17 protein-coding genes are annotated in these 21,418 nt (G+C 62.3%); 12 read left to right on the top strand and 5 right to left on the bottom strand.

Annotated features, from left to right (window positions below; translation table 11 throughout):
* The first annotated feature begins 150 nt into the window (after positions 1-150).
* From CHC01_RS23270 to CHC01_RS23260, 3 genes are read left to right on the top strand one after another with little or no spacing between them, the layout of a single operon-like run.
* Positions 151-1,014: an efflux RND transporter periplasmic adaptor subunit gene (locus CHC01_RS23270; RefSeq protein ID WP_089266919.1), complete on the top strand. Its 864-nt coding sequence runs from the start codon at positions 151-153 to the stop codon at positions 1,012-1,014.
* Positions 1,014-4,124: an efflux RND transporter permease subunit gene (locus CHC01_RS23265; RefSeq protein ID WP_089266725.1), complete on the top strand. Its 3,111-nt coding sequence runs from the start codon at positions 1,014-1,016 to the stop codon at positions 4,122-4,124. Before CHC01_RS23270 ends, CHC01_RS23265 begins: the two co-directional genes overlap by 1 nt.
* 9 nt (positions 4,125-4,133) lie before the next feature.
* On the top strand, positions 4,134-5,039 hold the full coding sequence (locus tag CHC01_RS23260; protein WP_089266723.1) for an efflux RND transporter periplasmic adaptor subunit: 906 nt from the start codon (positions 4,134-4,136) through the stop codon (positions 5,037-5,039).
* Positions 5,040-5,054: 15 nt separating this feature from the next.
* Here CHC01_RS23260 and CHC01_RS23255 read toward each other — a convergent pair whose 3' ends face one another.
* On the bottom strand, positions 5,055-5,921 hold the full coding sequence (locus CHC01_RS23255) for a caspase family protein (RefSeq protein WP_089266722.1): 867 nt from the start codon (positions 5,919-5,921) through the stop codon (positions 5,055-5,057).
* A 351-nt stretch (positions 5,922-6,272) separates the two neighbouring features.
* Here CHC01_RS23255 and CHC01_RS23250 point away from each other — a divergent pair, with 351 nt between their 5' ends.
* The 4 genes from CHC01_RS23250 to CHC01_RS23235 all read left to right on the top strand — a co-directional run bounded on the left by CHC01_RS23250 (position 6,273) and on the right by CHC01_RS23235 (position 11,019).
* A complete protein-coding gene (locus CHC01_RS23250; RefSeq protein ID WP_089266720.1) occupies positions 6,273-8,009 on the top strand; it encodes a hypothetical protein in 1,737 nt (578 codons plus the stop codon).
* 114 nt (positions 8,010-8,123) lie between these two features.
* Positions 8,124-8,849 carry a thermonuclease family protein gene (locus CHC01_RS23245; protein WP_089266918.1) on the top strand — a complete coding sequence of 242 codons (726 nt, stop codon included), beginning with the start codon at positions 8,124-8,126 and terminating at the stop codon, positions 8,847-8,849.
* A 53-nt stretch (positions 8,850-8,902) separates the two neighbouring features.
* Positions 8,903-9,754 (top strand): LssY C-terminal domain-containing protein, encoded by an 852-nt coding sequence (locus CHC01_RS23240; protein WP_089266719.1) that lies wholly within the window; start codon positions 8,903-8,905, stop codon positions 9,752-9,754.
* An 86-nt stretch (positions 9,755-9,840) separates the two neighbouring features.
* Positions 9,841-11,019 carry a pyridoxal-phosphate-dependent aminotransferase family protein gene (locus CHC01_RS23235; RefSeq protein ID WP_089266717.1) on the top strand — a complete coding sequence of 393 codons (1,179 nt, stop codon included), beginning with the start codon at positions 9,841-9,843 and terminating at the stop codon, positions 11,017-11,019.
* Here the strand turns inward: CHC01_RS23235 and CHC01_RS23230 are convergent.
* From CHC01_RS23230 to CHC01_RS23215, 4 genes are all read right to left on the bottom strand, one after another.
* Positions 11,016-12,281 (bottom strand): MFS transporter, encoded by a 1,266-nt coding sequence (locus CHC01_RS23230; protein ID WP_244558503.1) that lies wholly within the window; start codon positions 12,279-12,281, stop codon positions 11,016-11,018. The genes CHC01_RS23235 and CHC01_RS23230 overlap by 4 nt on opposite strands.
* 87 nt (positions 12,282-12,368) lie before the next feature.
* A complete protein-coding gene (locus tag CHC01_RS23225) occupies positions 12,369-12,956 on the bottom strand; it encodes a PRC-barrel domain-containing protein (protein ID WP_089266715.1) in 588 nt (195 codons plus the stop codon).
* 59 nt (positions 12,957-13,015) lie between these two features.
* The gene (locus CHC01_RS23220; protein WP_089266714.1) at positions 13,016-15,217 is read right to left on the bottom strand and encodes an amylo-alpha-1,6-glucosidase; all 2,202 of its coding nucleotides are present in this window, start codon (positions 15,215-15,217) and stop codon (positions 13,016-13,018) included.
* Positions 15,218-15,292: 75 nt separating this feature from the next.
* Positions 15,293-17,059, bottom strand: coding sequence for an ABC transporter ATP-binding protein (locus tag CHC01_RS23215; protein WP_089266712.1), 1,767 nt, complete (start codon positions 17,057-17,059; stop codon positions 15,293-15,295).
* A gap of 17 nt (positions 17,060-17,076) precedes the next feature.
* On the opposite strand from CHC01_RS23215, the gene CHC01_RS23210 reads away from it, so the two are divergent.
* The 5 genes from CHC01_RS23210 (at position 17,077) to CHC01_RS23190 (ending at position 21,415) form a co-directional block, all read left to right on the top strand.
* Entirely contained in the window at positions 17,077-17,361 is a 285-nt protein-coding gene (locus CHC01_RS23210; RefSeq protein WP_139285809.1) for a hypothetical protein, read from the top strand.
* 1 nt (position 17,362) lies between these two features.
* On the top strand, positions 17,363-18,427 hold the full coding sequence (locus CHC01_RS23205) for a glycosyltransferase family 4 protein (protein WP_089266708.1): 1,065 nt from the start codon (positions 17,363-17,365) through the stop codon (positions 18,425-18,427).
* 188 nt (positions 18,428-18,615) lie between these two features.
* Positions 18,616-20,199, top strand: a complete 1,584-nt coding sequence (locus CHC01_RS23200) for a Na+/H+ antiporter (RefSeq protein ID WP_089266707.1) — start codon at positions 18,616-18,618, stop codon at positions 20,197-20,199.
* Between the two features lie 113 nt (positions 20,200-20,312).
* Positions 20,313-21,062 (top strand): glucose 1-dehydrogenase, encoded by a 750-nt coding sequence (locus CHC01_RS23195; protein ID WP_089266705.1) that lies wholly within the window; start codon positions 20,313-20,315, stop codon positions 21,060-21,062.
* Positions 21,063-21,235: 173 nt separating this feature from the next.
* Complete coding sequence (locus tag CHC01_RS23190; RefSeq protein WP_089266704.1) at positions 21,236-21,415, top strand: hypothetical protein; 180 nt, start codon at positions 21,236-21,238, stop codon at positions 21,413-21,415.
* Positions 21,416-21,418: the final 3 nt, after the last annotated feature.

The raw sequence follows: 21,418 nt of genomic DNA, 5'->3' as shown, positions 1-21,418 counted from the left end.
GATCGCGGATATCCTGTATAGATTGCCCCGACCTGCCGCCGCACCGATCGAATGCCCCTGGTGCTCCGTAATACCAAGTGGATCGATCTCGCAATGAAGGCTTTTGCCTGCTTCTCCCCCTCTCTCGCATATCTGTCGCTAGCGGCCACCATGGTCGCAACCACCTCTATCGGCTTCGCCGCTGAACCCGCACCTGCCGGCTCCGCCTCGCCGAATGGCGCCATGGTGATCGTCGCCAAGGCCACCAATGCCTGCTTCTCCGATCTCGTGCGGGTGACCGGCTTCGTGGTTCCGCGCCGCGAGGCCGTTGTCGGCGTGGATACCGAAGGTTCAAAGGTCTCCGAAGTGCTGGTCCGCGAAGGCGACAGCGTCACCGAGAACCAGGAACTGGCCCGGCTGATACCGCCGCCGACAGCAGGCAATGCACGCCCGAATCCTGTGACGCTGCGCGCTCCCGCGGCAGGTCTGATTACCTCCGTGAACACCATCGTCGGCGCACCGGCCTCGCCGCAGGCCGGGCCGATGTTCAGGATCGCCATCAACAACGAACTCGAGCTCGATGCAGAAGTGCCGAGCATCCATATCCTCAAGCTCAACCCCGGCGTCACGGCGCGGATCAGCCGCGACGATCAGCCCGATATTTTCGGCAAGGTGCGGCTGGTGTCGCCACAGATCGACCGCGTGACGCAGCTGGGCCATGTCCGGCTGTCACTGGCCAGCAACCCGTCGCTCAAGGTCGGCGTCTTCGCCCGCGCCAGCATCGACGCCAAGCGCAGCTGCGGCGTCGCGATCCCGCGCTCGGCGATCGAACACTTCATGGTGCAGCTCGTGAAGGGCAACACCATCGAGACCCGACGGGTAAAAGTCGGGCTGGTGTCCGATACGTCGACGGAAATTCTTGAAGGCGTCGAGGTGGGCGACATCGTCGTCGCCGATGCCGGCACATCACTTCATGACGGCGACAAGGTCCAGACCATGTTCGCCGATGACCTCGATCGATCGCGGGTGCGTTAATGGCAATGAATATCTCGGCATGGTCGATCCGCCATCCGCTCCCGTCCATCGTCTTCTCGATCATTCTTCTGGTACTCGGCTGGATCAGCTTCACCAAGCTGGCGATCACGCGGCTACCGAGCGCAGACATTCCGGTGATCTCGGTCGCAGTCTCGCAATTCGGCGCGGCGCCCGCGGAACTTGAAGCGCAGGTCACCAAGACCATCGAGGACGGCGTCTCCGGCGTCGAAGGCGTGCGCCACATCTCGTCGTCGATCACTGACGGCCTGTCGGTCACGACGGTGCAATTCGCGCTGGAAACCAATACCGACCGCGCGCTGAACGACGTCAAGGACGCCGTGACGCGCGTGCGCGCCAACCTCCCCCAGAATGTCAACGAACCGCTGATCCAGCGCGTCGACGTAATCGGCCTGCCGATCGTGACCTACGCCGCGATCTCGCCGGGCAAGACGCCGGAGCAACTGTCGTGGTTCGTCGATGACGTGGTCAAGCGCGCGTTGCAGGGCGTGCGCAACGTCGCGCAGGTCGAGCGCATCGGCGGCGTCGAGCGCGAAATCCTCGTCTCGCTCGATCCCGATCGCTTGCAGGCCGCAGGCCTTACCGCCGTCGATGTATCCAGACGTCTGCGCGGCACCAATGTGGACCTCGCCGGCGGCCGCGCCGAAATCGGCAAGAACGATCAGGCGATCCGGACACTGGCGGGCGCCAAGACGCTGAACGAACTCGCCGGCACCATGATCAGCCTGCCGTCCGGCGGCGAAGTGCGGCTCGAAGATCTCGGCACGGTCACCGACACTATCGCCGACCGCCGCACCTTTGCGCGCTTCAACGGCGAACCAGTGGTGGCGCTGGGCATCAAGCGCTCCAAGGGCGCCAGCGATGTGGTGGTCGCCGCGGCCGTACAGAAACGTATCGATGCGCTGAAGGCGTCCTATCCCGATGTCGACCTGAAGCTGATCGATACGTCGGTCGACTTCACCAAGGGCAATTACGAAGCTGCAATCTCGACGCTGTTCGAAGGCGCGGCGCTTGCCGTCATCGTGGTGTTCTTCTTCCTGCGCGATCTGCGCGCCACGGTCATCGCGGCGATCTCGCTGCCGCTGTCGATCTTCCCGGCCTTCTGGGCGATGGACCTGCTCGGCTTCTCGCTCAACCTCGTGAGCTTCCTCGCCATCACGCTGTCGACAGGCATTCTCGTCGACGACGCCATCGTCGAGATCGAAAACATCGTGCGGCATATGCGGATGGGCAAGTCGCCTTATCGCGCCGCGCTGGAAGCGGCCGACGAAATCGGCCTCGCCGTGATCGCCATCAGCCTGACCATTATCGCGATCTTTGCGCCGGCGAGCTTCATGTCGGGCATCGCCGGACAATTCTTCAAGCAGTTCGGCATCACCGTCTCGGTGCAGGTATTCTTTTCACTATTGGCAGCGCGCTTTGTCACGCCCGTGCTGGCCGCCTACTTCCTCAAGGATCACAAGCACGACGACCCGCCGCCGGGGCGCCTGCTGCAAGCCTATAACAAGCTCGTGACCCTGTCGGTGAAGCGCTACTACGTGACGGTTCTGTTCGGTCTCGCCGTCTTCGCACTGTCGATCTGGAGCATCCAGCTGCTGCCGCAGGGCTTCCTGCCGGCCCAGGACACCGCGCGTTCGCTGATGGCGATGGAATTGCCACCGGGATCGCAGCTCGCTTACACCGAGAAAGTCACAGAAGACATCGTCGCGCGGCTCCGCAAGCGACCTGAGGTGAAGAGCGTGTTCGTCGATGGCGGTCACGTCCCGCCCGGCACCTATGAAGTGCGGCGCGCAGCTCTGATCATCAACTACACCCCAAAGAGCGAACGCGACAGCGCACATACACAGCGACTACTCGAACTCGATATCAGCAAGGAACTCGAAAGCGTTCCGGATATCCGTTACTGGTTCCTCGACGAAAACGGGCTGCGCGCCATCTCGCTGGTGGTGACCGGCACCGACAGCAATATCGTCGCCAATGTCGCCAGCGAACTGGCGACGCAGATGAAGCGCATTCCGCTGATCTCCAACGTGATCTCGGAAACCTCGTTGGATCGTCCTGAGCTGCGCGTGCAGCCGCGCGCCGATCTCGCGGCAAGGCTCGGCGTCTCCACCGAGAGTCTGTCGGAGACGATCCGCGTCGCCACCATCGGCGACGTCGGCCCGGCCCTGGCGAAATTCGATGCCGGCGATCGCCTGGTGCCGATCCGCGTGCAGCTCGAAGACACGGCACGCGCCGACTTCCAGATCCTCGAACAATTGCGGGTACCGCTTGGCGGCGGGCGCGGCGGCGTGCCGCTATCCGTCGTTGCTGACATCAAGCTCGATCAGGGACCGACCAGCATCAACCGCTACGACAGAGAACGTCAGGCCACCGTGGCCGCGGATCTCGTGGGCACCGCCGCGCTCGGCGATGCCCTGAAGAAGATCTACGAACTGCCGGTCATGAAGAGCCTGCCGAAGAATGTCAGCGTCAAGCAGTCCGGCGATGCCGAAAGCCTGAACGAACTCGCAGATGGTTTCGCCACCGCGATCTCGGCAGGCCTGATGATGGTCTATGCCGTGCTGGTGCTGCTGTTCGGCACGTTCCTGCAGCCGATCACCATCCTGTTCTCACTGCCCCTATCCATCGGCGGCGCGATCCTGGCGCTGCTGTTGACTGGAAAGCAACTCACGACGCCTGTCTGGATCGGCATCCTGATGCTGATGGGCATCGTCACCAAGAACGCGATCATGCTGGTGGAATTTGCAGTGGAAGCCATTCGCGAAGGTAAACCGCGCGAGGTCGCGATCATCGATGCCGGCATGAAGCGCGCGCGGCCGATCGTGATGACCACCGTTGCCATGGTCGCTGGCATGATGCCGTCCGCACTGGCCTTCGGCGCCGGCGGCGAGTTCCGCTCGCCGATGGCGCTTGCTATCATTGGCGGACTGATCTTCTCGACGGCGCTGTCGCTGCTGTTCGTGCCGGCGATGTTCATGATGATGGACGATGTCGGACAATTGGCATGGCGCTTCGGGCGCAAGCTGCTGGTGTCGAGCGGCGAGGAAGACCCGCAAAACGGTCAACCGCCCGCCGTCCCGCACAAATAGGCAAATGCAATGACCCCGTCCGTCGCCTCTTCCAAGCGAACCACCACATGGGCCAGATTGCTGGTCGCGTTGTCGCTATACGTGTTCACGCAGCCGGCTCTGGCCGCCGACGATCCTGCTGATGCCCCGAAGGGTGCAGCAGTGACCGTACTGACCGCCGCGAAGTCCTGCTTCTCCGCCACGGTCGAAGTCTCCGGCATCCTGATCCCGCGCGAGGAAGTATCGATCCGTCCGGATCGTCCGGGCCTCAAGGTCGCAGAGGTCATGGTCGATGCCGGCGAGAACGTCACCGCGGGCCAGATCCTCGCACGCCTGACGCCACCGGAAGGCGGATCGCTCCAGGTTCAAGCGACGGTCGCAGGATTGGTCAGCGCCTCGTCCGCCGTGGTCGGATCACTCGCATCGGCCAAGGGCGAAGCGCTCTTCAGCATCATCGCGCGGAGCGAGTTCGAATTCATCGGCCAGGTACCGACGCGCGACCTGCCGAAGCTGAAAGTCGATCAGCCGGTCAAGGTCAAGGTGATCGGCGCTGGAGAGCTGGACGGTAAAGTGAAACGCGTCGCCTCTACCGTGGAACCCAATAGCCAGCTCGGCCAGGTCGTGGTCTCGATCACCTCGGCCCGGCGGCTGATGAGCAATTCCTACGCGCGTGCCATCATCAAGACAGGCGAAAGCTGCGGCGTCGCGGTGCCATTGACCGCCGTTCTCTACAGTGCCGGCGGGACCGTCGTGCAGGTGGTCCGGCGGCAGCGCATCGAGACGCGCCGCGTCGAGATCGGGCTGATGTCAGGCGGACGCGTGGAGGTACGCGAAGGTTTGAGCGATGGCGATGTGATTGTCGCGCGCGCGGGCGCGTTGCTGCGCGAAGGCGACCCGGTTCGGCCGGTGATGGCCAGCGCAGACGCTAACAAGTAAACGCGATGGGAAGACTTAGCTGCCGGCTTTGGCCGTTGCGCTATCGCCGAGCAGGATGTCCTCAACCAGCGACGACGACACGGCAGGAACCTGCTCGCCGGCGGTCGCGCGGGTAACCGCAACGCGGGTGTTGGTGAAGACGGACTCGGCACTCGCCGGCTTGGCCTTCATGTTCTTCAGCAATTCGGTTGCGAGCAGGCTGTTCTGACCATCCACATCGTCGGCAACCTTGCCCGGCGTCGCCGAGGTCAGGATCAGCGCATTCTCAGGAACATCGATCGGCGCGAGACCACGGGAGTAACCGCGGAAGCGGCGCTCATAGGGATTGCGGCGGGACGCATCCAGCACGACCAGTTTGGCCTGGGCACCCTGCTCCTTCATGATATCGAGAACGGCCTCGACGCTCATGCCATCGCGACGGATGTCACGCTCTTTCCAGATCGCAGCATCGACCGGGATCATGTAGCTCTGGCGGCCAACCTGGACGCCATAGCCACCGAAATACAGCATCACAACGGTTTCGGGCTTGATCTTGGCCTTCAGGCGCTCGACAGCGCGGGTCATGTCATCGCGGGTCGCGTCTTCCACCACATCGACGTCGAAACCGTCGCGGCGGAGTGCGCTCGTCATGGCACGTGCATCATTGATCGGCTGGCTCAGCGGCGCGCCGGCGTCGGGGTAATGACCGTTGCCGATCACCAGCGCGATGCGCGACGCCTTCGTCACGGGATTGATCGTCCCGGTCACCGTCTCGGCCTGTGCGGCTTCCAGCGAGCGCTTGTTCAGCGCGGCATTGGCGCCAAGCACCAGCGACACCAGGCCGACAAAAGCTGCGGCCACAGTGATCGAGCGACGGGATACGCGAAACTGCCGTACGTTCATAACGTCATTCCTGCTCATCGTTCAGGCGCAACCGTGGGTCGCGCGAACGTCGAAATAGGTTTGAAGGGATGCCAAACCAATGAGTATTAAATGCGCTCAATTTGCGGCATCGCAGCAAACTGGTTGTTAACCCGTCGAGCCCACCCGGGCAACCGGTAAAGGCCGGGATTTAAGACAGGGTTACTGACTGACCAGGCTAAGGTCTTGAACGGGCTTGCGCTTCACGCAATTGTAATCTCGACCGATTCGTGCAATTTTTCAAAGGCTTGCAGGTGTCGGGAGGCGATTGCGCCGCAGCAGCGGCGGGCGGTTTTCGAGGCGTGCGCAGGGGGCGGCACTGAAAGAAACCTCATGGGTGTGACTTATTTTGCCGGCGCCGCATACCGCGCGCTGACAGCGAGCAAGGTCGGCCCGTCGCTTTACGACCTCTGCGATCCCCTATTCCACAAGCACACCGGCGGCGACGCCCATATCGTCAAGTTCTACAAAACCGCGCTTGGCAATGCCGCGCTTCGTCCGTTGCTCTGCCGCGCCGGCCTGCCCGAGTTGCGCGATCCCTCCCGGTTCAAAGCCTTACAGCAGGCCCTGAGAGCGGCGCGCGACGACGAGAACCCCGATTGGGAAGCCATCGGCCAGCCCATCGCCGAGCTGCTCGACACGGTCACATTGAGCCATGCAGAGCCGAAGCCCGTGACGGCGTCAGCGCAGGCACCGTCACTGGGCGAGATCGACCATGTCATCAAGGCCTGCGGCACGCATCTGTTGCGCTCGTTCGACCGCAACGGCTTCATTCCTACTTACGCGGCGTTCAACCTGATCGGCGATCCCGACATGCATGGCCGCGATTTCCTGATGGCCCTGACAGGCCTCAATTCGCGCGGCTACAAGAATTCGACGCTGCTGTTCACCCTCGCGCGCATCTTCATCGCACGCTCACCGGCCGGAGAACTCATCAATCCGCCATGGACCGGAATTGCCGAACCCATGTGGGAGCCGGTGCAGATCCGGCATCGCTCCGCCTATTACGACGCCTTCTTCACCGAGGCGCTGCTCAGCTTCGGCGAAACCGGACTGCCGTCGCCGGACCAGACGACATCCTCGCGCCGCGCCATCGATGCGATGGTTGAATTCTGCCTGGTCACCAGCCGCGAGGAAGTCCGCTCGCATGACGGAACGAGTGTGAACGTTATCACGGCGCTGGCACCGCCGCCGCATCCGCGCTTCAGCCGGCTGTTCGCGCAGATCAAGCAGGACCTCGGTTTCGGCATCTATGTGCCGGACTGCGACACCACCGCCTGCTCCTTCTCTGCCGCCACACAGGCCGGCTCGACCGACACGATCCTCGATCAGCCCCTGCTCGACTTCTATGCCGGCTATCAGGTCGGCAACGGCAGCAACGAACCGATGGTCACCGTGCCGCTCAACGACCATATCGACTATGACGGCGCCATCGTCACCTGGATCGACAATCTCGCGGGCGAACGGCCCTATGGCAACGATCTCGATCCGACGCTCAATCTCGACGTGCTCGAAGTCTCGTTCCGGAATCTCGTCCGCTGGAAGGTGATGGAGACGCCGACACGTCTGGAAACGATGCAGCGGATCATCGGCTTCCAGCGCCGCCTTGTGGCATCCGGCGCCTTCGCCGATCCGAAATCGCACATCTACTATCTGCCGGAGCTCTATAGCGCCTATTTCGGCCGCTGCTATGCGGCTTTCCGTGAATTGCCGGCCGAGACACAACAGGCCATCGATACCGACGGCACGTTCGACTTCATTCGCCTGCGTGTTCTCGCTTATGTGCAGGATGAGTTGATTGCGCGCGAGATGAATACTTTCGATGCGGCACTCGCACTGATCGCGCTCGGACATCTCGGCGGTGAGCTCGCGCATTTCGCACCTGCGCTGCGCTGCATCATCACGGCAACAGGCGAAGGCGGCCGCAAGGGTCCGTTCAAGGCCTATGAATGGAACAAGATGAAAACGCCGACACGGATTCTCGTCGGCGGTCCCGAAGTGACCTCAGCCTTCGTGCTGATGGGTCTCGCGCTGGCGCGGCGGAGAATGATGAATGGCCACGCGGCATAGTTCATCGCGCGAAGTTGAAGGTATGAAGGAGCGACCGCGCTGGCATGCACGGCGAAATGCCCGCACTGTCTCCGGATTGTCGTCATGATTTTGCAATCAAACGGTTCGATGCGCATGTTCCGCACCTTCTCTCTTTTCATCGCGATGCTTTGCATTCCCGCACTGGCACAGGCCGCCGACGTGACCGGGGTGCCGAAGATCCGCGATGGCGACCAGATGACCATTGGCGCGACCCGCATCCGGCTCGCCGGAATGGACTCGCCCGGCCTCGATCAGTTGTGCCTGAATGCCGCCGGCGAGCGCTGGACCTGCGGCGTCGCGGCCCATGAAGCGCTTGTTGAACATGTCGGCGACAAGAGCTGGACCTGCCACGTGCTACGGACCGATCGCTTCGGTCGCTCGGTCGCCAAATGCGAGGTGGACGGCGAAGACATCAGCCAATGGATGGTGAAGAGCGGCTGGGCGCTTTCCTATGTGCGCTTCTCCCATGCCTATGATGCCGACGAGAAAGCCGCACGTGAGGCCAAGGCCGGACTTTGGGCTGGCGCGTTCTTTGCGCCCTGGGACTGGCGCGTACGCAACAAGAAAACCACCATTCTCGGCTCGATCAAGCCTCCGGAGGATGCCTTGCCGATCCTGCTGGCCTCGGCATCCGGCCACGTGGCGCCATCGCCGGCCTGCCGGATCAAGGGCAACGTCAACCGGGCCGGCGTCTGCATCTACCACACGCCCGAAAGCCGCTGGTATGCCAAGATCAGCATGCGGATCAGCAAGGGAACACGCTGGTTTTGCTCTAAAGAAGAGGCCGAAGCCGCCGGCTGCCGCGAGACCCGACGATGACATCGTGGCGCTGACGTGGCAGGTTCCCCGCTCAGATTCGATCGAGCGGAACCGTGGCTGACCTGCAGACGGATGTCATTGCGCAAAAACAACGCCGCAGCCGGACATTTCGGGCAGCGCGACTGACGCTGCTCGCTTTGGTCATCTATGGCGGCATCGCCTATCTGTTGCTCCCGGAACTCTGGACCCATTACGAGCACCAGAAGAGCCTTGCCGGATTGCCGATGACGACGATGACCGCGCAAGGTATTCCCGGCGATCCCATCAATGTCGGCCTGATCGGCGACAAGAAGGACGTGCTGTGCGCGATGCATGCTGCCGGCTGGTATCCCGCCGATCCCGTAACCTTGCGCTCGTCCCTCGAGATTGTCGGCAGCGTCTTGCTCGATCGCCCCTATCGCGAGGCACCGGTATCACCGCTGGTCTATCTCGGCCGCCGCGAGGATCTCGCTTTCGAGAAGCCGGTCGGCAACAGCGCTGATCATCGCCACCACATCCGGCTCTGGAAGGTACTCGACAAGGGACAGGAAGATCGCCCGGTCTGGCTCGGCGACGCGACTTTCGATCGCAGCGTCGGGATCAGCAAATACACCGGCGCGATCACGCATCATATCGCTGCCGATATCGACGCGGAGCGCGCGGTGCTCGCAGGCGACCTCGAAAAGGCCGGCATGGTCGAGGCCAAATATCAGGTCACAGGAATCGGGCCAACCGTCGCCGGCCACAATGGCGGCGGCGACCTGTACTACACCGATGGCGAAGTCTGGATCCTGCGGCTGGTGGTGGCCTGCGCCAAACACGACGGCCCTCCCGAGACAATCCCGAGCCCGGCGGCGACCGAGATCAAGGACCAGATCTTCCAGGCCATCGCGAATGTGATCGGGCGTGATGCGCTGACTCACTAAGCAGTGAAATTCAAACCACCTCACACGCGCTTTGATTTCGCGCTGCGCCATGGCACCATGGCCAAAAATACCAACAAGGATTGAAAATGGTCGTTCGTGCAGGTCGTGAATTTCTCGCCATCCCCGGCCCCACCACGATGCCAGACGAAGTATTGCGGGCGATGCATCGTCCGCCTCTGGATATCTATTCCAAGGAAATGGTGCAGCTCACATTCGGGCTGCTGCGCGATATCGGCACGTTGTTCGCCACCAAGGGCAACACCTATATGTATATCGCCAACGGGCATGGTGCCTGGGAAGCGACGCTCACCAATGTGCTGTCGCGCGGCGACAAGATCCTGGTACTGGAAAGCGGGCGTTTCGCGGTCGGCTGGGGCCATGCGGCACGCGCCATGGGCGTCGAGGTGCAGAGCCTGAAGGGCGACTGGAATCGCGCCATCCGCCCTGCCGAAGTTGAAGCAACGTTGCGACAAGACACCAAGCACGAGATCAAGGCTGTGCTTGCAGTGCAGATCGACACGGCGTCAGGCGCGTTCAACGACATTGAAGCCATCGGCAAGGCGATCAAGGCGGCCGGTCATCCCGCATTGTTCATGGTCGACACCGTCGCGTCGCTCGGCTGCATGCCATTCGAAATGGATGCATGGGGGATCGATGTCGCCATGTCCGGCTCGCAGAAAGGCCTGATGACACCGCCCGGCCTCGGCTACGTCGCGGCGAATGATCGTGCGCGCGAAATCCACAAGACTGCCAATCTACGCACGCCCTATTGGGACTGGACCGAGCGCGACGGCGACGAGCACTACCGGAAACATTCGGGCACCGCGCCGGTGCACCTGATGTTCGCGCAGCGTCAGGCCATCGACATGCTGTTCGACGAGACGCTGGTCAACGTGTTCCAGCGCCACCGATTGCTGGCGGAAGCCGTCCGCCGCGCCGTTGCCGTATGGGCCGATGGCGGCGTGCTGAGCTTCAATATCATCGAGCCAAAAGAACGCGGCAATACGGTCACGACGGTGCGGATGGACAATCCGACGCCGCTGCTCGATTACTGCCGCGATAAATGCGGCGTCATTCTCGGCGTCGGCATCGGCGACCTGCACGGAAAAGCATTCCGCATCGCCCATATGGGCCATGTCAACGCGCCCATGATTCTCGGAACGCTCGGCGTGATCGAGATGGGACTGCAGGCGCTCGGCATTCCGCATGGCAAGGGTGGCGTCACGGCGGCGGTCAACTTCCTCGGCGAGAGTGTCACGCCCTAAGGTCCGCTCTCAACCTCACCGTGGTCGCGGCGGGTTTCCGGCATCACCAGCCAGATCAGCAACAGACCAAGCCCGGCGACGCAGGCCAGGCCGACAAAGGCAACCGGCGCGCCGAGCTTGTCGGCGACGAAGCCGGCGGTCACTGTGCTAAGCGACGCGCCGATGCCGGTAGCTGTGCCGACAATGCCTTGCGCAAGGCTGAAGCGCCCGCTGCCAAAGGCGATGTCGGCGACGATCAGCGGGATCATCACGCTGAACACGGCAGCAGTGACGCCGTCGAAGACCTGCACGGCGACCAGCGCAAACGGGTCGGTGACCACGGCGAATAGCAATCCGCGGATCACGAGCGCGGCGAAGGCGATCAGCAGCAGCGGCCGACGGCCCCACTGTTGCGCCTTTCGGCCGACCGTCGGCGAGGTCGCCGCGACGATGGCCTGCGGTACCACGATGCAGAAGGCGATCAGCGCCGGTGCCCAGTCGGCCGAGCGCGTCGTGACGACACCCGCCATCAAAGGCAGCATCGCGGCATTGGCAAGCTGCAGCAGCAGCACAGCGCAGGCAAAAATCAACAGCGGCTTCTGCCGCACCAGATCGCGAAAACGGATCGGCTTATTGCTCTCGGCTTCTTTAGTGCTGGCACCATGGGCCTGTGCGGAATTGATCTCCTGAGGCCGAATCCGCGACAGCGCATAGAGCACCGGCAGCGCCAGCAGGAAGGTGACGATGAACACCGACCGGCTGGACAGCAGATAGCCGCAAGTACCCATGACGGCAGCAGCGACGCCATTGCCGAGCGAGGCGAAGCGCGCATTGCGCCCCAGCCGTTCACCGATCCGCAGCGGCCCGACCAGCCCGAGGCTGATAGCGGCGATCGCAGGGCCGAGCACACAGCTCGCCATCGCATGCAACGTCGCTGCCGCGACAATGACGGGAAACACCGGCAGCGCCGCGTAAGCTAGCGCACAGCCGCCGATGGTCGCTACCGCGGCGCCGGCGACCAGCCGCGTCGAGCGCGCCGCATCGATGATCGCGCCACCCGGAATTTGGCCGAGCAGCGCGACGATGCCCCCGATCGACAGCACGAAGCCGATCTCGACCTGGGTCCATTTCTGTGTGGTGAGATAGACCGCAACGAACGGACCGAATCCTGTCTGCACGTCGGCAAGAAAAAAGATGAACCAGTCGAGCCCGCGCAGGCTCTGCTTCGACGGCTCCGGACTGTGCCGCGGCTCCTGCGGGCCCAGCTCGGACTCCGGCGCAATCCCCGGCGCACAGGCGACCTCAGGCACCGCCGCGACATCATCGCGGCGGGAGAGATCGGCTGCGCGTGTGGTCGCGTGAACCGCCAATTAGCGCTCCTGCATGGTGAGAGGCGGAAACCTCAGCGGCGTCAGCGTGCCGGACGCGCCGAGCACGACGATGGGTTGATCGTCCTTGTATTCCGGCGCGGCACGGACCTGTTCGCGCGTGAGATCCAGCGTGATGCTCGCGGTCTTGTCGGCCACGTTCCAGAAATGCAGCGCACCCCAATCGACCACGATCTTGCGCGAGCCGACCCCGAGGAATCCGCCGAAGTCGATCACCGCGCCGCGCACCTGCCCCGCGCGATCGACGATCACGTCGGCGATACGTCCCATATTCTCGCTTGCGGGACTGCGCACGTCGCGGCCGAGAATGCCCTTGGCATCGAAAGCATCGATCACCGTAACCGATGGCGGCTTGGCGACAGGCGCAGGAGGCGCGGACGCGACCGGTGGCGCTGCCGGCTGCACGGCAGCCGCATCCGGTGCGGGCGACGGCACGGACGGCTGCGCTTCAGGAGTGGGTTTCTCTGACGTCGCGGGCGGAGGCACAGGCGCATCCGCCGCCTGGCACACGGCCACGGCGTTCAACGCCAACGCTACAGCCAATCCGGCAACGATGCGAATTGCAGGCATGGAAACTCCCTCACTCACGCGTTTCGCTGATGGGCACGACCCCAGCGCCAGGCGACGCGTCAATGCGTCAATACGATCGATACCTGGATCTGACCGCGGGTTCGCAGCACTTCCAGCGACACATCGTTCTCGTGTTTGCGCAGGCAGAGATCGACGCTGGATTCGCCGAGCCGAAGATCACGCAAAATGACGTATTGCAGGAAAGCGGGCAGCCGCGGATTGCGGAAACGAATTTCCCCGCGCGCGACATCGAATTCGATTCCTAGTGCTGCCTCGAGCAGAGTATACGGCGTTGCGCTGGCCCAGGCCTGCGGCGCGCAGGCCACCGGATACAAGGTCGGGCCGCGGCGTTTTTCGCGCTGGAAGCCGCAGAACAATTCCGGCAATCGTCGCAGGTCCATATAGGCCGCGGTGTCGAACAGGCCCTTGAAGACAGCCTCGACCGAATGCTTCAGGCCATAGCGCGCCAGACCGAGTGTGATCAGCGCATTGTCGTGCGGCCAGATCGAGCCGTCATGATAGGACATGGGATTGTAGCGCGCCTCGCCGCGCGCAATGGTGCGAATGCCCCAGCCGGTGAAGAAATGCGGGCGCATCAGGTCGGCAGCGACCATGCGCGCACGGTCTTCACGGACGATGCCTGTGAACAGCAACTGTCCCGCATTGGAGGCACGAACCGCGCAAGGCATCTTCTTGCCGTCGAGCGCAAGCGCATAGGTGCCGAGTTCCTCGCACCAGAATGCTTCCTCGAACCGCGCAGCAAGTTGCTCCGCTTCGGCCTCGAGCTGCCGGGCCTTGTCGGGCAGGCCTATGCGCAATGCGAGACGCGACGCCAGATGCTTGGCGGCGAAGACATAGCCTTGCACCTCCGCCAGCGCGATATTGCCCTCAGCGAGCTTTCCATCGGCATGGAAGATGGCGTCATACGAATCTTTCCAGCCCTGGTTCTGCAGTCCCTGTTCGGTGGCGCGCTGATATTCGACGAAGCCATCCCTGTCGGGGTCGCCGGGACCATCGATCCATCCGAGGGCCGCCTCAACGGCCGGCCATAGCTCGCGCAAGGTTTCATCATCGCCGGTGCGCTCGACATACATCCCTGCGAGCATCACAAAGAGCGGCGTGGAGTCGACGCTGCCGTAATATTGCGCGAACGGGACTTCGCGGAGCGCAGCCATCTCGCCGCCGCGCATTTCGTGCAGGATCTTGCCGGGCTCGGCATCCGCAAGCGGATCGACCGACTTCGCCTGAAACGCCGCAAGCCGTTTCAGCACGCCGCGCGCTACGCGCGGATCGATCCACAACAGTTGCAGCGCCGTGATCAGACCATCGCGACCGAATGTCGTCGAATACCAGGGAATACCGGCATAGGGATATCGCCCCTGCGGCGTATTCGTCATCAGGATACTGAGATCAGCCATCGCCTGGCAAAGCACCTCGTTGAAAATATCGTTCGAGGTCTCGACCGTCGCCGCACCCTTGCTGAAATTGCGCATCTCGCGGCGATGCGCGAGCAACCCGCGAAAGAACGGCACAGGCTTGTGGCCGACCTCGGCATTGCAACTGACAGCAACGAACAGTGACGTCGTTTGCTGCGGCTTCAGCTCGAAGTGGTAGGTCGCGGTGTTGGCTGCCAGCCGCGTCGGGCGCGGATCGAAATGCACCATCGTGCTGAGCGGCTTGCCGTCGAGGCCGGTATATTCCAGCGCAACGTCACTGGGCCCGACTAGGCGGCTCGTGGCGATGCCGCGATGCTTGCGTTTTTCGCCGCGCACCTCGAACAGATCGGCAAAGTCATTGTCGAATGTGAGCGTCAGATCGAAACTGGCGCGGTGTTCGCCGTGATTTTGCAGACCGATCCGCTGATAGGCCGCACCACGCCACAGGAAGAACGTGCGCACGATGTGCAGCATATCTTTCTGCAGCACGAGGCGGCCGTTGCGATAGATATCCGGATTGGTCAGATCGACGGTCAGCGACGAGTTGTCATCGCGCAGATTCGAGCCGAGCAGCAGCGGCTGAACATCGTTCAACGCCAGTTCGAGCCGCGCGAGATAACGCGTATCGGCATTGAACAGGCCATCCGGGCCGCCCGCGGACGCGCCGATGTCACCATGGCTGTCGAGCACCACGAACGTATCGTCGTGCTTGAGCGCTCGCCGCGGGCGCGACGCAGGACCCGTCATCGGAATGTAGAACGGCGACTCGACCGCCTTTTGATCGGCGATAGCGTTCAACTTGGTCGCGGCGGCTTCGATGGGCATGGATGACCTCGGCCGGTTGTAAGGTGAAGACAGGCACGAAGATAAACGCAGCGTTTGGAGAGGATAACTGAGTCGTCAGGCTGCGTGCTGCGCGAGACGGCTCATTTCCTGTGTGACGAGCTCCCGATATGGCCCCTCGCCCTGCATCAGATGATCGGGTTTGCCGTCCTCAATGATCTTGCCGCTCTGCAGCATGACCACGCGATCGAAATTGCGCAGCGTCGCGAGGCGATGCGCGATCGCGATTACCGTGCGACCACGCATCAGACGCGCCAGCGCCTCACGGATCGCCTCCTCCGATTCACTGTCGAGGGCCGCCGTTGCCTCATCCAGCAGCAGAATGGGCGCGTCCTTTAGGAAGGCGCGTGCAATAGCGATGCGTTGACGCTGCCCGCCAGACAGTTTGACTCCGCGGTCACCGACCATGGTGTGAAGACCTTCCGGCAGCGTCTCGACAAAGTCGCAACGCGCCGAAATGGCTGCACGCAATACCTCGTCATCCGTCGCTTCGGGACGCCCATACCGGATGTTCTCCATGATGGAGCGATGGAACAATGAGATGTCCTGCGGTACCACGGAGATTGCGTGACGCAGGCTGTGCTGGGTCACGCGTGAAATATCCTGGCCATCGATGGTGATGCTGCCATCCTGGACGTCATAGAAGCGCTGCAACAGCACGAACAGGCTCGACTTGCCGCCGCCGGATTGGCCGACGAGCCCGACCCGCTGCCCGGCATTGAGCCGCAACGTGAACTTGTCGAACACCTGCAGACCGCCGGGATAACGAAACGAGATATTGTTGAAGGCGATCGCTGCGCCCGACTTCACCAGCGGCTCGGCCTCGGGATGATCGCTAAGCTCATGCGGCACCAGCAATGTGGACAGCGCCTCGGACAAGCGCGCAACATGTTGCGTGACATCCACGAGCGCCACCGCAAGATCTCGCGTCGCATGCAGAATCGAGAGACCGAGCGTACAGATCAGAACGACGTCGCCGGTGCTGGCACCGCCGCGTTGCCACAGCATGATCGCCCAGGCGAGTAGCCCGATCGTGAGCGCGACCGTGATGGCCGCATGCGTCAAGCGCAGACGCTCAAGATAGCGCAGGCTGCGACCACGGGCATTCAGCTCGCGATCGACCGTTTCATCGAAGCGGTCATGTTCGAAGCTCAATCCGCAGAATGCGCGGACCAGCGGCATATTGTTGATGACATCGACCATTTCGCCATCGACGGCGGCCGCCTTGCTGGCGAAGTCGTCATGCAGTTTCTTGCCGGCCGCGGCCATCTTGAACATCATCACGACCACCGCGCCCGCCACCACTGTCAGTCCCGCCGCCATCGGCAGGCTGACGGTTCCAATCAGCAGGATCGCCGCGAATGTCGCGACGCAGGGCGGCAGCACGTTCCAGACAAACATGTTTTCGACGGTGAAGACCGCGTTGGATGTTGCCGTGATACGGCTGGTCAGCATGCCGGGCAGCCGATCCGAGAAGTAGCTCGGTGCGTGTCCGGTCAGATGGCGAAAGATATCGCGCCTGAGATCGCCGGTGACACCAACGAATGTGTAGCTCGCGGTCCAGCTGGCCACGCGCCACAGGAACATGTCTGCCGTGATCAGCGAGATCAGAACGCCAAATGCGATCCAGACGGTATTACCGGCTCCCGAAGGTCCCGATGAGAGGCCATCGACTAAAAATTTAATTCCGTATTGCGTGCCCACCGAACAGGCGACGGCTGCAAGCACGGATATCAGGATGATCAGATGCGATGCAGAACGCATCCTGATGTAGCGCATCACGAAAGCGAAAGGGCGATACGCATATCCGGAAAGACTGTCCATGTGATTGTCAAAACCCGTTGAATAAGAACAAGAATCTCGACGGACAGCGTCCCCGCCCGCTGATGGAGATGATGCCATCCCGAATTTCCCACGCTCTCGCCATCTCGGCGCAACATTCGGGCAGCATTAACACTCCGGAAACCGTGGTTGAACGTGATGGCATCAGCAAGACCACAGTGTGGACGAACTACGCAGATCACATAGGAACCTCGCAGATGCGAGAACGTTCCAGCTTCAGGCATACCGGTACCGACACGTCGTCGCTGAAGTTGTTCATCACTTCCAACATGGGAGATATGTAAAATGCGCATCGCGCAAGTTGCTCCGCTGACAGAAGCCGTTCCGCCGAAGCTCTATGGAGGCACGGAACGCGTCGTCCACTGGTTGACCGAAGAGCTGGTGGCGCAGGGGCATGATGTTACGCTGTTCGCCAGCGGCGACTCTCAAACGTCAGGCAAGCTCGACGCCGGATGGCCGAAGGCGCTGCGGCTCGATGGCTCTGTCCGCGATCCCAACGCCCTCCATATGGAAATGCTCGAGCGCGTAAGACAGAAATGTGACGACGACGAATTCGACGTTCTGCATTTCCATCTCGATTACTATCCGTTCTCGCTATTCTCCCGCCAACCCACACCATTTCTCACGACGCTGCACGGCCGTCTGGATCTGCCGGAACATCAGCCGACCTTCACGACTTTCTCCAAGATTCCCGTTGTTTCGATTTCGAACGCGCAGCGGCGCCCGGTACCGCAGGCGAATTTCGTGCGCACGATCTATCACGGCCTTCCCGAGAAGCTGCTGACGCCGCAACCGATCACGCCGAGCTACCTCGCCGTGCTCGGGCGTATTGCGCCCGAGAAGGGCGTCGACCGCGCGATCAAGATCGCCATCCGCGCCGGCATCCCGCTGAAAATCGCGGCCAAGATCGACCGCGCGGATGAGGACTATTACGAGCAGGTCGTTCGCCCACTGATGGATCATCCGCTGGTCGAATACATCGGCGAGATCAGCGACCGGGAGAAGCCGGAATTCCTCAGCGGCGCCTATGGTCTGTTGCTGCCGATCGACTGGCCGGAGCCGTTTGGCCTGGTGATGATCGAATCCATGGCCTGCGGCACGCCGGTCATTGCCTATAACCGCGGCTCGGTGCCGGAGATCATCGACGAGGCCCTCACCGGCTTCATCGTCGAGGACGAGACCAGTGCAGTTGCCGCGGTGGGTCGTCTCGCCGGCATGGACCGTACAGCGATCCGCAAGCAGTTCGAAACCCGCTTCACCGCCCGGCGCATGGCTCTCGATTATGTGGCCACCTATCGCAGCATGATGGAGCATAGGGTGTCGCTGCGACTGGTCAGCAGCGCAGAGTAGTCTGAAGCGCATAATTAAGGCATCGAAGGGCGGCCCGTCGGGTCGCCCTTTTTCGTGCTGGCCTGCTGCAAAATCACTGGCCCGCTGTACAGCCCGTGCGACATTTGCAAGATAGATGACAGACATCAGATCACGGCATTGGCCCGAATCGACGTCCGACCGTTTTTCTCGCATCTCGACAGGCCCTCATGACCGCCGTTTCCCGCTTCGAAATCATCCTGCTGCTGATGGCTGTCATCGTTTTGCTCGACATGATCGCGCGGCGTTTTCAGCTCCCGCGCGCAGCTGCCCTGATCCTCGGCGGCATCGGCTTCGCGCTGATCCCCGGCACCCCGGATGTCGAGATCGACCCCGAGCTGGTGCTCGTGTTGTTTCTGCCGCCGCTGCTGATGTCGAGCGCCTGGTTCACCTCCTGGCGGGATTTCCGCGCCGATCTGCGCATCATATTGCAGCTCGCCGTTGGCGCTGTCTTCTTCACTACCCTCGTGGTCGGCGTGGTTGCGCATCTGGTGATGCCGTCGCTGCCCTGGGCTGCCTGTTTTGCGCTCGGCGCCATCGTCTCGCCGCCGGATTCGGTGGCGGCCAAGGCCGTGCTGCAGAGCGTGCCGCTCCCGCCGCGCATCATCGTGCTGCTGGAGGGCGAAAGCCTCGTCAACGACGCATCGGGCCTGGTGCTGCTGCGCTTCGCCATCGCGGCAGCGCTGACCGGCTCGTTCAGCGCCACTGCGGCCACCGTGAGTTTCTTCTCGGTTGCGATCGGCGGCCTGCTTGTTGGCATCGTCTTCGCCTTCGCCGCCATCCTGGTAATCAAGCGCATCAAGGACATCGACCTCGCCATTGCCTGGACCTTCCTGGTCGCCTGGATCTCCTATATCGCAGCGGAAAAGCTGCACGTCTCCGGCGTGCTGTCCACCGTCGCCTGCGGCATGATCCTGGGATGGAAGCAGCACGAATTCTTCGGCGCTGCGACGCGCACCCGCGCCACCGCAGCGTGGAGCGTCGTCGTATTCGTGCTGGAATCTCTGGTGTTTATCCTGATCGGGCTGTCGCTGCGCGGCGTGCTGTATCGCCTTGGCGGCTATGACGCGCTGGTGGCGCTGTTACCGGTGACGGCTGCTGTCATCGCAGCAGTGATCCTCGCCCGCTTCGCCTGGATGTTTCCCGGCACCTATCTGCCGCGCATGCTGATGCCGAAGCTGCGTGCCCGCGACCCCGCTCCGCCATGGACGGTGCCGTTCATCATGAGCTGGGCCGGTTTGCGCGGCGTGGTGAGCCTCGCTGCCGCATTATCATTGCCGGAGGAATTTCCGGGCCGCGACGTCATCCTGGCGATTACCTTCGCAGTCATCCTGGTGACGGTCCTTGTCCAGGGTTCGACGCTGGCACCGATCGTGCGCCGTCTCATCAAAACCGACAATGTCCGCGCACCGCATCATTCCAAACTCAGCGAAGCGCAGGCGCGCGCGCGCGTTGCGGCCGCGCAATTTTCTGCCATCGAGAAGGCGTCACGCAATGATGACGGCACACATCGCCATCCGCGCCTGTTCGAGCAATATACCTATCGCAAGGGCGCCGCGGCGCGCTATGCCGAAGAGGCTGAGGCACTATCGCCGCACCGCATCGACCATTACACGACCGTGCTGGCCGCCATCGAAGCCGGCCGTGCAGAGCTTCTGAAGATGCACCGTGAGGGCGAAATCCACGACAGTGTGCTGTATGCGATCGAGGAAGGGCTCGATCTCGAAGAAGTCAACGCAAGACGTTTTCTGTAAAGGCCACGCTTCCTTTAGCAGCCATTCGCCGTGGCGCCTTCACAGCCGCCACCATCGGCTCTAACCTTGATCGTCAAGCGCCAGTCAAGGCGCAAAATCCGGGAGAAAACAACATGCGACTTCAAGGCCTATCCACCATCGTCACCGGCGGCGCATCGGGTTTCGGCGCCGAGATCGCGCGGTCTTACGCGCGCGAAGGCGCCAAGGTCGTCATCCTCGATCTGAATGCCGTTGGCGCGAAGAAGGTTGCGGCCGAGATTGGCGACAGCGCAATCGCCCTCGGCGGCAGCGTCACCAGCAAGGCCGATGTTGATGCCTCGGTGAAGCTCGCGGTCGAGAAATTCGGCAAGCTCGACGTCGTCGTCAACAATGCCGGCTGGACCTTTCGCAACAAGCCCTTGCTCGAAGTGACCGAAGAAGAATTCGACAAAGCATTCGACATCAATGTGAAATCGATCTTCCTGATGACCAATGCCTGCGTACCCGTGATGAAGAAGCAGAAGAGCGGTCGCATCATCAATATCGGCTCGACAGCCGGCGTCCGGCCGCGTCCGGGTCTGACCTGGTACAATGCCACCAAGGGCGCGGTGAACCTCATGTCGAAATCGATGGCCGTGGAACTGGCGCCCGATGGCATCCGCGTCAATTGCATCGCGCCGGTGATCGGGGAAACCGCGCTACTGGAATCCTTCATGGGCGTGCCGGATACGCCAGAGAACCGCGCTAAATTCATCGGGACGATCCCGCTCGGCCGCATGTCGCGCCCCTCGGATATCGCCAATGCCTGCGTATATCTGGCGGGTGAGGAATCCGAGTTCCTCACCGGCGTGATCTTGCCGGTCGATGGCGGGCGAACAATCTAGAACGAGGAAATTCATAAACCATCGAATCCGGTCAGATTCGATTCACCACGCGCGTTAAGCAGTTCACCGGCCATTCATGCGATGGTCGCGTCATGATCGAGGGACACACCTCGGCAGGGAAGGCGTCAGGGTCAGGCCGGTCAACGGTCTGACCCCTCTCTTTGGGGATCGTCATGGCAGCAAAGAAGAAACCGGCTCCGCGCAAGAAAGCCAGTGCATCGGACGCTGTTCATCCGATTTCTGCAGTCGCGGCTGTTGCAGTCCGCAGCCTTATCAATATGGCGATTGTGTCCGCATCCTGCGCAACCACCTTGTTGACGCTGATGGCCGTGCTCAAGTTCCAGACCGCCTGAGCG

The organism is Tardiphaga sp. OK246, assembly GCF_900188215.1.
Taxonomy (GTDB): Bacteria; Pseudomonadota; Alphaproteobacteria; order Rhizobiales; family Xanthobacteraceae; genus Tardiphaga; species Tardiphaga robiniae.
Note: the sequence above shows the minus strand (reverse complement) of the source record. Positions and strands in the feature narration are given on the sequence as shown.

Excerpts from the sequence above, each read along its gene's own strand:
- CHC01_RS23270 (WP_089266919.1), top strand. The coding sequence starts at position 151 with ATGGTCGCAACCACCTCTATCGGCTTCGCCGCTGAACCCGCACCTGCC.
- CHC01_RS23265 (WP_089266725.1), top strand. The coding sequence starts at position 1,014 with ATGGCAATGAATATCTCGGCATGGTCGATCCGCCATCCGCTCCCGTCC.
- CHC01_RS23260 (WP_089266723.1), top strand. The coding sequence starts at position 4,134 with ATGACCCCGTCCGTCGCCTCTTCCAAGCGAACCACCACATGGGCCAGA.
- CHC01_RS23255 (WP_089266722.1), bottom strand. The coding sequence starts at position 5,921 with ATGAACGTACGGCAGTTTCGCGTATCCCGTCGCTCGATCACTGTGGCC.
- CHC01_RS23250 (WP_089266720.1), top strand. The coding sequence starts at position 6,273 with ATGGGTGTGACTTATTTTGCCGGCGCCGCATACCGCGCGCTGACAGCG.
- CHC01_RS23245 (WP_089266918.1), top strand. The coding sequence starts at position 8,124 with ATGTTCCGCACCTTCTCTCTTTTCATCGCGATGCTTTGCATTCCCGCA.
- CHC01_RS23235 (WP_089266717.1), top strand. The coding sequence starts at position 9,841 with ATGGTCGTTCGTGCAGGTCGTGAATTTCTCGCCATCCCCGGCCCCACC.
- CHC01_RS23225 (WP_089266715.1), bottom strand. The coding sequence starts at position 12,956 with ATGCCTGCAATTCGCATCGTTGCCGGATTGGCTGTAGCGTTGGCGTTG.
- CHC01_RS23220 (WP_089266714.1), bottom strand. The coding sequence starts at position 15,217 with ATGCCCATCGAAGCCGCCGCGACCAAGTTGAACGCTATCGCCGATCAA.
- CHC01_RS23215 (WP_089266712.1), bottom strand. The coding sequence starts at position 17,059 with ATGGACAGTCTTTCCGGATATGCGTATCGCCCTTTCGCTTTCGTGATG.
- CHC01_RS23205 (WP_089266708.1), top strand. The coding sequence starts at position 17,363 with ATGCGCATCGCGCAAGTTGCTCCGCTGACAGAAGCCGTTCCGCCGAAG.
- CHC01_RS23200 (WP_089266707.1), top strand. The coding sequence starts at position 18,616 with ATGACCGCCGTTTCCCGCTTCGAAATCATCCTGCTGCTGATGGCTGTC.
- CHC01_RS23195 (WP_089266705.1), top strand. The coding sequence starts at position 20,313 with ATGCGACTTCAAGGCCTATCCACCATCGTCACCGGCGGCGCATCGGGT.
- CHC01_RS23190 (WP_089266704.1), top strand. The coding sequence starts at position 21,236 with ATGGCAGCAAAGAAGAAACCGGCTCCGCGCAAGAAAGCCAGTGCATCG.